Source organism: Streptomyces sp. NBC_00620, from assembly GCF_026341825.1.
Classification (GTDB): Bacteria; Actinomycetota; Actinomycetes; order Streptomycetales; family Streptomycetaceae; genus Streptomyces.
On the sequence record NZ_JAPENY010000001.1, the window covers coordinates 1,372,110 to 1,386,001 of the forward strand.

At 70.0% G+C, this 13,892-nt stretch carries 13 protein-coding genes; 7 read left to right on the top strand and 6 right to left on the bottom strand.

The features are described from left to right. Positions 1–39: 39 nt before the first annotated feature. From OG246_RS06300 to OG246_RS06325, 6 genes are all read left to right on the top strand, one after another. Positions 40–1,932, top strand: coding sequence for a phosphatidylglycerol lysyltransferase domain-containing protein (locus OG246_RS06300; RefSeq protein WP_266457049.1), 1,893 nt, complete (start codon positions 40–42; stop codon positions 1,930–1,932). Between the two features lie 70 nt (positions 1,933–2,002). Continuing rightward, complete coding sequence (folP, locus tag OG246_RS06305) at positions 2,003–2,986, top strand: dihydropteroate synthase (protein ID WP_266457052.1); 984 nt, start codon at positions 2,003–2,005, stop codon at positions 2,984–2,986. Continuing rightward, positions 2,983–3,495 carry a nuclear transport factor 2 family protein gene (locus OG246_RS06310; RefSeq protein WP_266457055.1) on the top strand — a complete coding sequence of 171 codons (513 nt, stop codon included), beginning with the start codon at positions 2,983–2,985 and terminating at the stop codon, positions 3,493–3,495. The genes folP and OG246_RS06310 overlap by 4 nt, the downstream gene beginning before the upstream one ends. A gap of 269 nt (positions 3,496–3,764) precedes the next feature. After that, positions 3,765–4,124, top strand: a complete 360-nt coding sequence (gene folB, locus OG246_RS06315; protein WP_266457058.1) for a dihydroneopterin aldolase — start codon at positions 3,765–3,767, stop codon at positions 4,122–4,124. After that, entirely contained in the window at positions 4,121–4,732 is a 612-nt protein-coding gene (folK, locus tag OG246_RS06320; protein ID WP_266457061.1) for a 2-amino-4-hydroxy-6-hydroxymethyldihydropteridine diphosphokinase, read from the top strand. Before folB ends, folK begins: the two co-directional genes overlap by 4 nt. A 46-nt stretch (positions 4,733–4,778) precedes the next feature. After that, positions 4,779–5,264 (top strand): DUF3180 domain-containing protein, encoded by a 486-nt coding sequence (locus tag OG246_RS06325; protein ID WP_266457064.1) that lies wholly within the window; start codon positions 4,779–4,781, stop codon positions 5,262–5,264. 154 nt (positions 5,265–5,418) lie between these two features. Here OG246_RS06325 and folE read toward each other — a convergent pair whose 3' ends face one another. The 6 genes from folE to dacB all read right to left on the bottom strand — a co-directional run bounded on the left by folE (position 5,419) and on the right by dacB (position 13,297). Next, positions 5,419–6,024, bottom strand: coding sequence for a GTP cyclohydrolase I FolE (gene folE / locus OG246_RS06330; protein WP_266457066.1), 606 nt, complete (start codon positions 6,022–6,024; stop codon positions 5,419–5,421). A gap of 145 nt (positions 6,025–6,169) precedes the next feature. Next, on the bottom strand, positions 6,170–8,197 hold the full coding sequence (gene ftsH, locus OG246_RS06335; RefSeq protein ID WP_266457069.1) for an ATP-dependent zinc metalloprotease FtsH: 2,028 nt from the start codon (positions 8,195–8,197) through the stop codon (positions 6,170–6,172). A 187-nt stretch (positions 8,198–8,384) separates the two neighbouring features. After that, positions 8,385–8,945: a hypoxanthine phosphoribosyltransferase gene (hpt, locus tag OG246_RS06340; RefSeq protein WP_261704688.1), complete on the bottom strand. Its 561-nt coding sequence runs from the start codon at positions 8,943–8,945 to the stop codon at positions 8,385–8,387. Between the two features lie 108 nt (positions 8,946–9,053). Beyond that, positions 9,054–10,178: a tRNA lysidine(34) synthetase TilS gene (tilS, locus tag OG246_RS06345; protein ID WP_266457071.1), complete on the bottom strand. Its 1,125-nt coding sequence runs from the start codon at positions 10,176–10,178 to the stop codon at positions 9,054–9,056. Positions 10,179–10,370: 192 nt separating this feature from the next. Further along, positions 10,371–11,495 (bottom strand): zinc-dependent metalloprotease, encoded by a 1,125-nt coding sequence (locus OG246_RS06350; RefSeq protein WP_266457074.1) that lies wholly within the window; start codon positions 11,493–11,495, stop codon positions 10,371–10,373. 239 nt (positions 11,496–11,734) lie between these two features. After that, entirely contained in the window at positions 11,735–13,297 is a 1,563-nt protein-coding gene (dacB, locus tag OG246_RS06355; RefSeq protein ID WP_266457077.1) for a D-alanyl-D-alanine carboxypeptidase/D-alanyl-D-alanine-endopeptidase, read from the bottom strand. Between the two features lie 79 nt (positions 13,298–13,376). Here dacB and OG246_RS06360 point away from each other — a divergent pair, with 79 nt between their 5' ends. After that, positions 13,377–13,868 carry an inorganic diphosphatase gene (locus OG246_RS06360; RefSeq protein WP_266463919.1) on the top strand — a complete coding sequence of 164 codons (492 nt, stop codon included), beginning with the start codon at positions 13,377–13,379 and terminating at the stop codon, positions 13,866–13,868. The last annotated feature ends 24 nt before the right edge of the window (positions 13,869–13,892 follow it).

Here is a 13,892-nt window from a genome sequence, read left to right on the forward strand (position 1 = left end):
GAACCACGGGATGCGATGTCTGTCAGGGTAGAGGGTGAAATGTCGGCCGGGGTTCCGGACCGAACAGGGCGTGCGCGGCGCGCAGTCCGTGGTGCGCACCCCGTCCGTGCGCCGCGCTTGGTCCGCGGTCCGCGCGCAGTCCGGGGGCCGCGCCCCGACGCCGTTCCCGCCCTGATCGCCAGTGCCTGCACGCTCGTAGGGCTCCTGGACATCGCCGCAGGAGTCTTCCCGCGCTTCCGGCACAGCCGGATGCACACCGTCGCCGAGGTACTCCCGGGCGCGCTCGGCCCGTTCGCCGCCGCGCTCTCGCTCAGCACCGGCGTACTCCTGCTGCTGCTCGCGCACGGGCTGCGGCGCCGCAAGCGCCGGGCGTGGCGGGCCGCCGTCGTCCTGCTCCCGGCAGGCGCCGTCGCCCAGTTCGCGTACCGGCACTCGCTCATCGGGGTCGCCATCTCGCTGGCCCTGCTCGCGCCGCTGCTGCGCCACCGCAGCGAATTCGAGGCCCTGCCCGATCCGCGCAGCCGCTGGCGCGCGCTCGCCAACTTCGTGCTCATGGGCGCCGGTTCCCTCGTCCTCGGACTGGTCATCGTCAGCGTCCACGCGAACCGGATGATCGGCAGCCCGAGCCTGGCCGACCGCATCACCCACGTCCTGTACGGCCTGTTCGGGTTCGAAGGGCCCCTCGACTACACAGGACCCACCTCCTGGACGGTCGCCGTCTCGCTCGGCGCGCTCGGCCTGCTGACCGCGATCACCACGATCTACCTCGCCTTCCGCCCCGAACACCCGGCCGCACGCCTCACCGAGGACGACGAGGCCCGCCTGCGCGCCCTCCTGGACAAGCACGGCGGCCGCGACTCGCTCGGCCACTTCGCGCTCCGCCGCGACAAGGGGGTCGTCTTCTCGCCCAGCGGCAAGGCGGCGGTGACGTACCGCGTCGTGTCGGGAGTGATGCTCGCGAGCGGCGACCCCGTCGGCGACGTCGAGGCCTGGCCCGGCGCCATCGAGCGCTTCATGGACGAGGCGAAGGCACACTCCTGGACGCCGGCCGTCATGGGCTGCTCCGAGACGGGCGGCGAGGTGTGGACCCGCGAGACCGGTCTCGACGCCCTCGAACTGGGCGACGAGGCGGTGGTGGACGTCGCGGATTTCTCCCTGGCCGGGCGCGCGATGCGGAATGTGCGCCAGATGGTGAAGCGCATCGAAAGGGCCGGTTACGAGACCCGGGTACGGCGCGTCCGCGATCTGAGCGAGGGTGAGCTGGACCGGATCCGGCGCGCCACGGAGGACTGGCGCGGCACGGACACCGAGCGCGGCTTCTCCATGGCGCTCGGCCGCATCGGCGACCCGGCCGACGGTGACTGCCTGATCGCGACCGCCCACAAGGCCGACGTGCCCGGCATCGGCGCGGAGCCCGCCCACTACGCCGAACCCGGCCCGTACGGCGACCTGAAGGCCGTACTCCACTTCGTCCCGTGGGGCACCGACGGCGTGTCACTGGACCTCATGCGCCGCGATCGCTCCGCGGACCCCGGCATGAACGAACTTCTCATCGTGGCCGCCCTCCAGGCTGCGCCCCGCCTCGGGATCGAGCGGGTCTCCTTGAACTTCGCGATGTTCCGCGCGGCGCTCGCGCGGGGCGAGAAGATCGGCGCGGGCCCCGTGCTGCGCGTCTGGCGGGGCCTGCTGGTCTTCCTCTCGCGCTGGTTCCAGATCGAGTCCCTGTACAAGTTCAACGCCAAATTCCGCCCCCGCTGGGAGCCCCGCTTCGTCGTCTACGGCTCCTCCCGCGACCTCCCCCGCATCGGCCTCGCCGCCATGCAGGCGGAGGGCTTCGTGAGTCTCGCCCTGCCACGCCTGCTGCGCCGCCGCAGGACGGCTCCACGGCCTTGCGCGCACGCGGTGGCGGAGCGGGGCGTGCGGGCGGCGTAGGGCTGGTGAACCGACCGAGTCGGGTGGGCGGGGGCGAATCGGCTCCCCGCCGGAGGCCTAGGCTGGACGTATGAGCATTGAGCGCGGGCGCGGCCAAGTCGCGGGACTGCCGACGTGGGACCGCTGCGCGGTCATGGGAGTCGTCAACGTAACCCCCGATTCCTTCTCCGACGGAGGCCGCTGGTTCGACACGACGGCCGCCGTCAAACACGGCCTCGGCCTGGTCACCGAGGGCGCCGACCTGGTGGACGTCGGCGGCGAGTCCACCCGCCCCGGCGCCACCCGCGTCGACGAGGCGGAAGAGCTCAAGCGCGTCATCCCCGTCGTCCGCGGCCTCGCCTCCGAAGGCGTCACGGTCTCCGTGGACACCATGCGTGCCAGCGTCGCCGAGCAGTCGCTCGCCGCGGGCGCCGTCCTGGTCAACGACGTCAGCGGCGGCCTCGCCGACCCCGCCATGATCCCGGCCGTCGCCGCGACGGGCGCCCCCTTCGTGGTCATGCACTGGCGCGGCTTCCTTGAGGGCGGCAACGTGAAGGGGACGTACGAGAACGTCGTCTCCGAAGTCGTCGACGAGCTGCACGCACGCGTGGAGGCCGTTCTGGCTGGCGGCATCGCCCCCGACCGGATCGTCGTCGACCCGGGCCTCGGCTTCTCCAAGGACCCCGAGCACGACCTGATGCTCCTGGCGCACCTCGACCGCCTGCGCGAACTCGGCCACCCCCTGCTGGTCGCCGCGTCCCGCAAGCGCTTCCTGGGCCGCGTACTGGCGGGCGCGGAAGGCGCCCCGCCGCCCGCGCGCGAGCGCGACGCCGCCACCGCCGCTGTCTCCGCCCTGGCCGCCGACCAGGGCGCGTGGGCGGTCCGCGTCCACGAGGTGCGGGCCACGGCCGACGCCGTACGCGTCGCCAGGGCCGTGGAAGGAGCACGTACGGCGGGAGCACGTACGGCCGGAGTCCGTGCGGCGGAAGCCCGGACCGCGGAGGAATCCGGGATCTCCGGAACCCCGACCGCACGCGGAGCCGCCGGAGCCCCGACCGCAGAGGGAGCCCGGTGAGCGCTCCCCGCACCGACGTCGAGCAGGTCGAACTCGCCAACACCGCCTTCTACGAGGCCTTGGAGCGGGGCGACTTCGAAGAGCTGTCGTCGCTCTGGCTGGCCCCGCTGGACACGGCCGACGACGCCGTCGAGAGCGTGGGCGAGGGCGAGGACGAAGGCCCGGTGATCTCCTGCGTCCACCCCGGCTGGCCCGTCCTCAACGGCCGCGGCGAGGTGCTGCGCTCGTACGCGCTGATCATGGCGAACACCGAGTACATCCAGTTCTTCCTCACCGACGTACATGTCTCCGTCGTCGGCGACACCGCGCTGGTCACCTGCACCGAGAACATCCTCAGCGGCGGCCCCGCCCCCGACGGCAGCGACGAGCTCGGTCCGCTGGTCGGCCAGCTGGTCGTCGCCACGAATGTGTTCCGTCGCACGGCCTACGGCTGGAAGCTCTGGTCGCACCATGCCTCCCCCGTCCTCGCCGAATCGGGCGAGGAGGAGGACGAGGACACTCCCGGTTAGTGGCGAGTCCACCCGGATCGAGTGGGTTAGCGGTCCGTGAGCAGCAAGGCGTGGTTGGAATCACGTACCCCTGGGTAGGGGCGGCTACCAACCCGTGAGCCGCCGTGTTCCCCAAGGGAAACGTCCGATGAAGCCTCGTGCCCATCGCCAGGGCGCGCGCCTCCGCGGGCAGGGACTGTCAGTGCCCGCAGGTAGATTCGTTTGAGGCCGGTGTACCGACCGCACTCGGTATGTACCAGCCGCTACCAACGATTGCAGGAGTGATTCGCGTGGATCGTGTCGCGCTGCGCGGCCTCAAGGCCCGCGGGCACCATGGCGTCTTTGCCAGGGAGCGCGAAGAGGGCCAGACCTTCATCGTGGACCTGACGCTGGGCCTGGACACCCGAGCGGCCGCGGCCGACGACGACCTGGCGAAGACCGTGCACTACGGCGTCGTGGCCGAGGAGGTCGTGGCCGTCGTGGAGGGCGAGCCCGTCGATCTCATCGAGACGCTCGCCGAGCGCATCGCCCAGACGTGCCTGAAGCACGACGGGGTCAAGGAGGTCGAGGTCTGCGTCCACAAACCGGACGCGCCGATCACGGTGCCCTTCGACGACGTGACCGTCACCATCACCCGGAGCCGAGTATGACCGCCTTCTTCACCGAGGGTCAGAGCGACCCGACCGTACAGCCGGTGCCCGCCTCCGTGGTGGAACAGGTGGACGCCGCCGACACGACCCTGCAGAACCCGAAGCGAGCGGTGATCTCCCTCGGTTCGAACCTGGGCAACCGCCTGGAGACCCTCCAGGGCGCCATCGACGCCCTGGAGGACACCCCCGGCGTCCGGATCAAAGCGGTCTCACCCGTCTACGAGACGGAGCCCTGGGGTGTCGCCCCGGACAGCCAGCCCTCGTACTTCAACGCGGTGGTGGTCCTCAGGACGACCCTGCCCCCCTCCTCGCTCCTGGAGCGCGCGCACGCGGTCGAGGAGGCCTTCCACCGGGTCCGCGAAGACCACTGGGGCCCCCGCACAATCGACGTGGACATCGTGGCGTACGCCGATGTGATCTCCGACGACCCGGTCCTGACCCTCCCTCACCCGCGCGCCCACGAGCGTGCCTTCGTCCTCGCCCCCTGGCACGACGTGGAACCCGAGGCTCAGCTCCCCGGCCGCGGCCCCGTGGCCCAACTCCTCGCGACGGTCACGCGAGACGGTGTCGCGCCCCGCGCCGACCTGGAACTCCGGCTGCCCGAGTAGTCGTTAAGGTCAGGACGACCATCAGGCGGTTGACCGAAGGGGCATTGTGAAAGAGCTGCGCATCAGGACGCTGGCTGCGGTGTTCCTCATCGCCGGAGTGCTGTCCTGGGCAGGTGCCCGCCTGTGGAACTCCGTGGGCACACTCCCCTCGGTCCCCCTGGCCGCCCCCATCGTCCTCGCACTGATCGCGGTCGTCCTGCTGTCCACGGCGCTCTCGCTGCGCGCCCGCCTCAAGGCCCAGCGCGAGCGCCGCCCCGGCGCCAAGGGCGTCGACCCCCTGATGGCGGCCCGCGCCGTCGTCTTCGGTCAGGCCAGCGCACTGGTCGCCGCCCTGGTGGCCGGTATGTACGGCGGCACGGGCGTCTTCCTGCTCGAGTCCCTGGACATCCCCGCCCGCCGCGACCAGGCCATCTACGCCGGCTTCTCAGTCCTCGCGGGCCTAGGCGTCATAGCGGCCGCCTTCTTCCTCGAGCGAGTCTGCAAACTCCCGGAGGACGACGACGAGAACGGCGGCACGGCCCCCGCACTGTGACCGCGGGCCGGCGAAAGCGCCCCCAAAGGGGCGCGGGGAACTGCGCGACCAGCCACAACGCACCCGCAGCCGAAGCACCACCAGGCAACGCACCCGCAGGCAACGCCCCGGCAGCCAACGCACCCGCAGAACCCACCCGGAACCAAGCGGAGCGCTACCGAGCCATGATGAGGCTCATCGCCTCATTACGCGTAGCCGCATCCCGCAGCTGCCCCCGCACCGCAGAGGTGATCGTCTTCGCACCGGGCTTGCGTATACCGCGCATCGACATGCACATGTGCTCGCACTCGACGACCACGATGACCCCGCGCGGCTCCAGGATCTCCATCAGGGAGTCGGCGATCTGGGTCGTCAGCCGCTCCTGCACCTGCGGCCGCCGCGCGTAGACGTCGACCAGCCGCGCCAGCTTGGACAGGCCGGTGATCTTGCCGCTGGTGGCCGGAATGTAGCCGACGTGCGCGACACCCCGGAACGGCACCAGGTGATGCTCGCAGGTACTGAAAACCTCGATGTCCTTCACCAGGACCATCTCGTCGTGCCCCAGATCGAACGTCGTCGTCAGGACGTCCTCCGGCTGCTGCCACAGGCCCGCGAATATCTCCCGGTACGCCCTGGCGACCCGCCCCGGCGTCTCCCGCAGACCCTCACGGTCCGGGTCCTCACCGACGGCGAGGAGGAGCTCTCGTACGGCGTTCTCGGCGCGCTTCTCGTCGAACTCGCCGATCACACCCTCGCCGTCCAGCGTCACGGGGTCGGTCATGTGGTCCTCGTTCCTGTGCCTCTCACGCGTGCGGATCGACGCGTCGAACAAGCCGGCATAAGAAGATGCCGCGCCCCCCAGGCTAGAACCTGGGGGGCGCGGCATCCATTCCGGGCCTGGTGAGGCCACCGGGAGCTGCGAAATATCAGCTCTCGGTGCGCTCCTCAGGGACCGCTTCCGCCGCGGGGACGGACTCCGTCACGCCGGCGATCGCCGGCGTAGAACCGTTCGCCCCGTTCGTCAGTGACAGCTCCTTGGGGGAGAGCACCGGCGGGCGGGTGGACGGGGTGCGCCGGGAGGAACCGGTCCACGCGGGGCGGGCCGGACGCTTGATGATGGGAGCGAAGACCTCGGCGATCTGCTCCTTGCTCAGCGTCTCCTTCTCCAGCAGCTGGAGCACCAGCGCGTCGAGGACGTCGCGGTTCTCGACCAGGATTTCCCAGGCCTCGTTGTGCGCGTTCTCGATGAGCTTCTTGACCTCTTCGTCGACGAGCGCGGCGACCTCTTCCGAGTAGTCACGCGGGTGCGACATCTCCCGGCCCAGGAAGGGCTCGGTGTTGTCGCCGCCGAACTTGATCGCGCCGAGACGCTCGGTCATGCCGTACTGCGTGACCATCGCGCGGGCCGTGGCTGTGGCCTTCTCGATGTCGTTCGCAGCGCCCGTGGTCGGGTCGTGGAAGACGAGCTCCTCGGCCGCGCGCCCGCCCAGCATGTACGCCAGCTGGTCGAGCATTTCGTTGCGGGTCGTGGAGTACCTGTCCTCGTCCGGCAGGACCATCGTGTAGCCGAGGGCACGGCCGCGCGACAGGATCGTGATCTTGTGGACCGGGTCGGAGTTCGGAGACGCCGCCGCGACCAGGGCGTGGCCGCCCTCGTGGTACGCGGTGATCTTCTTCTCCTTGTCCGACATGATCCGGGTCCGCTTCTGCGGGCCCGCGACCACTCGGTCGATCGCCTCGTCCAGCATGTCGTTGTCGATCAGCTTCCCGTTGTTGCGCGCGGTGAGCAGCGCAGCTTCGTTCAGCACGTTCGACAGGTCCGCGCCGGTGAAGCCCGGCGTGCGACGTGCGACCGCCGACAGGTCGACGCCCGGGGCGACCGGCTTGCCCTTCTGGTGAACCTTGAGGATCTCCAGACGGCCCTGCATGTCCGGGCGGTCGACCGCGATCTGGCGGTCGAAGCGGCCGGGGCGCAGGAGGGCCGGGTCGAGGATGTCGGGCCGGTTCGTGGCGGCGATCAGGATGACGCCGCCCTTCACGTCGAAGCCGTCCATCTCGACGAGCAGCTGGTTGAGCGTCTGCTCGCGCTCGTCGTGACCGCCACCGAGGCCGGCGCCGCGATGACGGCCGACCGCGTCGATCTCGTCGACGAAGACGATCGCCGGAGCGTTCGCCTTGGCCTGCTCGAACAGGTCACGGACTCGGGAGGCACCGACACCGACGAACATCTCGACGAAGTCGGAACCCGAGATCGAGTAGAAGGGGACGCCGGCCTCACCCGCGACAGCGCGCGCGAGCAGCGTCTTACCGGTTCCAGGAGGCCCGTAGAGGAGCACGCCCTTGGGGATCTTCGCCCCGACGGCCTGGAACTTCGCCGGCTCCTGGAGGAACTCCTTGATCTCGTGGAGCTCCTCGACCGCCTCGTCCGAGCCTGCCACATCGGCGAACGTCGTCTTCGGGGTGTCCTTGGTGATGAGCTTCGCCTTGGACTTCCCGAAGTTCATGACCCGGGAGCCGCCGCCCTGCATCTGGTTCATCAGGAACAAGAAGACGACGACGATGAGGACGAAGGGAAGCAGAGACAGCAGGATGCCCAGGAACGGGTTCTGCTTCGACGGCGAAACGGTGTAGCCGTCCGGGATCTGCTTGTTCTGGAACTTGTTCTGGAGAGTGTCCGCCAGGGTCACGCCCTGGTCGCCGATGTAGCTCGCCTGGATCTTTGAGCTGCCGTCGACCTTCTCGCCATCCTTGAGAGAGACCTTGATGATCTGCTCGTCGCCGGTGGTGATCTTGGCCGACTCGACCTTGTTGTCATTGATCGCCTGGACGACCTGGCCGGTGTCCACTGTCTTGTAGCCGCCGGACGAGCCGACGACCTGCATCAACACGACCACGGCAAGGACGGCCAGCACGATCCACATGACCGGCCCACGGAAGTATCGCTTCACGTCCATCCATACGGAGCGGTGACGCCCCGTCCCTCCTGCCATAGTGAGTTTGATAAAGACTTTTAAAGACTGTTCTTCGGACGGTACCCCAGCATTGTCACCCGAAGCCGCAGGGGACGGCTGGCAATCCCGCCTACGCATGCTCCAACGGCGCGAACCCCGCTGGGGTTCCCGGTCGTCCTACCCGGCTGTGCTAACCGCCGTAGACATGCGGCGCGAGCGTACCGACGAACGGGAGGTTGCGGTACTTCTCCGCGTAGTCGAGGCCGTAGCCGATGACGAACTCGTTCGGGATGTCGAAGCCGACCCACTCCACGTCGATCGCGACCTTGGCCGCGTCCGGCTTGCGCAGCAGCGTGCACACCTTGAGGGAGGCGGGCTCGCGTGAGCCGAGGTTGGAGATCAGCCAGGACAGGGTCAGCCCGGAGTCGATGATGTCCTCGACGATGAGGACGTGCTTGCCCTTGATGTCGGTGTCGAGGTCCTTGAGGATCCGCACCACACCGGACGACTGGGTGCCCGCGCCGTACGAGGACACCGCCATCCAGTCCATGGTGACGGGGGTGGACAGCGCACGCGCCAGGTCCGCCATGACCATCACGGCACCCTTGAGGACACCGACGATCAGCAGATCCTTGCCCGCGTACTCCGCGTCGATCTTCGCGGCCAGCTCAACCAGCTTGGCGTCGATCTCTTCCTTGGTGATGAGCACCGACTTGAGGTCGGTGCCCATGTCTTTCGCGTCCACCCGCATCACTTTCGGTCGTCCGTCCGAACCTTTTCGGCGGCCGCTCGAACCGCCCGCGACCCGCGTGAGAGGGCCCTGGGGAGCCGCGCGAGCGGTCCCGGTGGGGGTCCGGTTTCAGCCTTGCCGAATCACCAGTCTGCCACCCTGCCGCTGGGCGACGACTTTGCCCGGGAGATTGATGGCTCCCTGGCCGCGCCAGCCGGTGATCAGCCGGTCGACTTCCTCGATGTGACGGGCGAACAGCGAACCGGCCGGGGCGCCCGCCTCGATGGCGGCACGGCGCAGGATGCGGCGGCGTACAGCGGGCGGCAGGGCGTAGAGCTTGGCGCACTCCAGGAGGCCCGCCGCGTCCCGTACGGAGGCCTCGGCCTGGCTGGCCCAGGCGTCGAGGGCGTCGGCGTCGTCGCGGGAGAGCTGGGCCGTACGGGCGAGCGCCTCGACGACTCCCTTGCCGAGCGCCTTCTCCAGGGCCGGCAGGCCCTCGTGGCGCAGCCGGGAGCGGGTGTAGGCCGGGTCGGCGTTGTGCGGGTCGTCCCAGACGGGCAGCGACTGGACCATGCAGGCCTTGCGGGCGGTCTGCCGGTCCAGGTACAGGAACGGGCGGCGGTAACGGCCGTCGGCCCCCGAGACCGCGGCCATTCCGGACAGCGAGCGGATGCCGGAGCCGCGGGCGAGGCCGAGCAGGACGGTTTCGGCTTGGTCGTCGCGGGTGTGGCCGAGCAGGATCGCGGTGGCGCCGTGGCGTTCGACGGCGGAGTCCAGGGCGGCGTAGCGGGCGTCGCGGGCGGCGGCCTCGGGCCCGCCGTCGCGGCCCACGGTGACGGCGATGGACTCGGCTGGGGAGAGCCCCAGCTCGGTGAGGCGCAGCACGACTTCGTCGGCGCGCAGGTCGGAGCCGGGCTGCAGACCGTGGTCGACGGTGATGCCGCCGGCGCGGATGCCGAGTTTGGGGGCTTCGAAGGCGAGGGCGGAGGCGAGCGCCATCGAGTCGGCGCCACCGGAGCACGCGACGAGCACGAGCGGCGTCGACGGCTGCTCGTGCGGGGTTGGCGTGGGGAGGTCGGGGGCGGGCGAGCGCCTCGTACCCGGGGCGGGTACGCGCTCGGAGGCGGGCGGGCGCGCGACGTCGGCCGCGGGCGTACGCCTGGTGTCGGGGGCGGGCGTGTGCTCGGTGAGGATGTCGTGGAGTACGCGGCGAACCGCCAGGCGTATCGCCGCGACCGCAGGATGGGGACCCATGTCCGGTTCCCTTCATGAAGTTTTCGGGGAGTGAACCCGGTTCCGGTCACTCAGAGTGTGTAGATGGTGACAGAACCGGGCCGTTCCCCGAGCATTGCACGCCTACCCATGCCCCACGGTCCCTCGGACGGGTGATTGGAGGGGCGTTTACCTGCCGTCGGCCGGATTCACTTCACGACCCGCCCGCGGCGTTCACGACTCTGCCTTGCGGTGCACCCGCGCGACCCAGTCCGCCGGTTTGGCGATCTCCGTCTTGGTCGGGAGCGTGTTCGGGGAGGTCCACACCCGGTTGAAGCCATCCATGCCGACCTCTCCGACGACCGACCGCACGAACCGCTCACCGTCCTTGTACTGCCTCAGTTTGGCGTCCAAACCGAGCAGCTTGCGCAGGGCCAGGTCCAGGCGGGAGGCCCCCTTGGCGCGACGCTGCTGGAACTTCTCGCGGATCTCGGCGACGGACGGGACGACGTCGGGCCCCACACCGTCCATCACGAAGTCCGCGTGGCCCTCCAGGAGCGACATGACGGCGGTCAGCCGGCCGAGGATCTCCCGCTGGGCCGGCGTCTGCACGATTTCGACGAGCGAGCGGCCGCCGTCGTCCTCCTCGCCCTCGGGCCGTCCGCCCGCCAAGGACTGGGCGGCTTCGCGGATGCGTTCGAGGACTGTCATGGGGTCGACCTCGGTCTCTCCCAAGAACGACTGGATTTCGCCCTCGAGGTGGGCCCGCAGCCAGGGCACGGCCGTGAACTGGGTGCGGTGCGTCTCCTCGTGCAGGCACACCCAGAGGCGGAAGTCGTGGGGCTGTACGTCGAGTTCGCGCTCCACGTGGACGATGTTCGGCGCGACCAGGAGGAGCCTGCCGCCGCCGTTCTCCCCTGCCGGGAGCTCACGTGTCGCCGGGGCGAAGGTCTCGTACTGGCCGAGGACCCTCGACGACAGGAACGACAGCAGCATGCCCAGCTCGACGCCGGTGACCTTGCCGCCGACGGCGCCGAGGACGGCTCCGCCCGGGGTACTCCCCCTGCGCTCCTGCATCTTGTCCAGCAGGGGCTTGAGGATCTCCCTGAACCCTGCGACGTTCGCCCGCACCCAGCCGGGGCGGTCCACCACGAGTACGGGGGTGTCGTGGGTGTCCTCCGTGCCCATACGAGTGAAGCCCCGGACGTGTCCCTCCGAAGCCTTGGCGTGCCGGCGCAGCTCCGCCACGACGTCCCTGGCCTCGTCGCGGCTCACCTCTGGGCCCGGCCGCACGAGCCGTGTCGCGGTTGCCACCGCGAGATTCCAGTCGACCATCTCGGCACCACCGATGCTCGTCATGCGTCAACCGTACGTGAGCGTGTCCGGCTGCGGTTAGGGGTACGAGGTCCTGGTCGCCCTCTGCCTTGGGGCCGGCGGTGCGGTTGGCGCCCCCTGGGTCGGCAGGGGCTGGGCCCCGTTTTCTCGGAGCCCGGCGCTGTCGGCTGTGCCCACCCGTCCCGCCCTGCGGGACGATTGCCCACAGCGGTAGGTGGCGACTGCGACCCGCCGCCCCACAGCGGGTAGCCCCTGGGCAACAACTACCTGCAGCCGCACGCCGCCAGTGCCGTTGCCGCGCGGTCCAAGGCTGTTTGGGCCGGTGCCGGCGCCGGGGGGTGGGCCTCGTCGGAGGTGAGGAAGGCGAAGGCCAGTAGGCGGCCGTCGGTGTCGACGACTGTGCCTGCCAGGGTGTTGACGCCTGTGAGGGTGCCGGTTTTGGCGCGTACGACGCCGGTGGCTGAGGCGTCGGTGGTGTAGCGGTCGCTGAGGGTGCCGGTGAAGCCGGCGATGGGGAGGCCGGTCAGGGCGGGGCGGAGTTCGGGGTGGGCGGGGTCGCCTGCCTTCGCCAGCAGGGCGGTGAGCAGGTCGGCGGTGAGCTTGTCGGCGCGGTTCAGGCCGCTTCCGTCGGCGAAATGAACGCCGGCGAGGGGGAGTCCGAGCTTCTTCAGCTGCGCGCCGATCGCCGCCGCGCCTCCGCTGAAACTCGCCTGCCCGCCCGTCACGAGGGCGACCTGCCGGGCCAGGGCCTCCGCGATGTCGTTGTCGCTGTTCGTCAGCATCCGCTCGACGAGGGCGGACAGAGGCGGCGAGGAGACCGAGGCGAGGTCCTGCGAACGGCTCGTCGCCTTCGAGAGGCCCGGGGATGTCGTCTTGATGCCCTTGGCCTGGAGCAGTTCCGCGAACTTCCTGGCCGCGTCCCCCGCCGGGTCCGTACTGCGCTTGGCCGTGCCGCTGTCCGAGTCGTCGATCCGGCCCTCGTCGACCATCAGGGCGCTGACCGGGGCGAGGTTGGGGTTGGCGCCGATGGGGTGCACGGTGGCGCCCGCGTACAGCGAGGTGTCGTACGAGATTGTCACCTGGTCCAGATGACGGGCTTTCAGGGCGGTCGCCGTCTCCTCGGCGAGGGTGCGCAGGCTCGCGTAGCCCTTCGCGTCCTCGCGGGCGGTCAGGGTCGGGTCGCCCGCGCCGACGAGGACGACCTCCTTGGTGTCGGGCTCCAGGACCGCGCGCGTGGTGATGCGGTGGTCGGTGCCGGCCGCAGAGAGGACGGCGACGGCGGTGGCGATCTTCGTGGTGGAGGCCGGGGTCTGGGCCTTGTCCGCCCCTTTGCCGTACAGCCGCTTGCCGGTCGCGACGTCGACCACCACGGCGGTGCGCTGAGCACCGAGGGCGGGGTCGTTCAGGAGCGGGTCCAGGACGTCCGCCAGGGCCTTCTCGGCGGGGGCGGGCACCGAATCCGTGGAGGTGGAGCCGCCGAGTCCGGCCAGTACGGTGGCGGCGCTCGGCGCGGGGCGGGGCGCCTTCGCGGACGTACCGGACGTAAGGCCGTGATCTGTGCCACCCTCGCCCTCCCGCGATGCGGCCCAGTCGCGCTCCGCCGTACGCTGACCTGTGGAGTCCCAGGGACCGGCCGCGGTCACCAGCCCGGCCGCGAGCGCCAGGCCCACGGTGGCTGCGACGGCTGTGAGCTGCGGAGTCGTGAACTTGACGGGACGCGGCCGCACGGCTTGGGTGATCCGCGCCACATGCGGTTTCACCGAGCCCGCGACCCGCACCACATGCGGTCTCGCGGCCCGCCAAGCCCTCAGCTCTGGCACGACCACCAGCCCCTTTCGCGATCACACACCTGCGTGAGGGACACTTAACCACCAGAACTATGTGCTGATCATGGAGGAGCCACCGGTGGAGTTCGACGTCACGATCGAGATTCCGAAGGGTTCGCGGAACAAGTACGAGGTGGACCACGAGACCGGTCGGATCCGCTTGGACCGTCGACTCTTCACCTCGACCAGTTACCCGGCCGACTACGGCTTCGTCGAGAACACTCTCGGCGAGGACGGCGACCCGCTGGACGCGCTGGTCATCCTGGACGAGCCGACCTTCCCCGGTTGCCTCATCCAGTGCCGCACGATCGGCATGTTCCGTATGACGGACGAGGCCGGCGGCGACGACAAGCTGCTGTGCGTCCCGGCGCACGACCCGCGGGTGGAGCACCTGCGCGACATCCACCACGTGTCGGAGTTCGACCGCCTGGAGATCCAGCACTTCTTCGAGGTCTACAAGGACCTGGAGCCCGGCAAGTCCGTCGAGGGCGCCAACTGGGTGGGCCGCACGGAGGCCGAGGCTGAGATCGAGCGTTCCTACAAGCGCCTGAAGGACCAGGGCGCTCACTGAGTACCCGCGCTTCCGTTCGGGCCG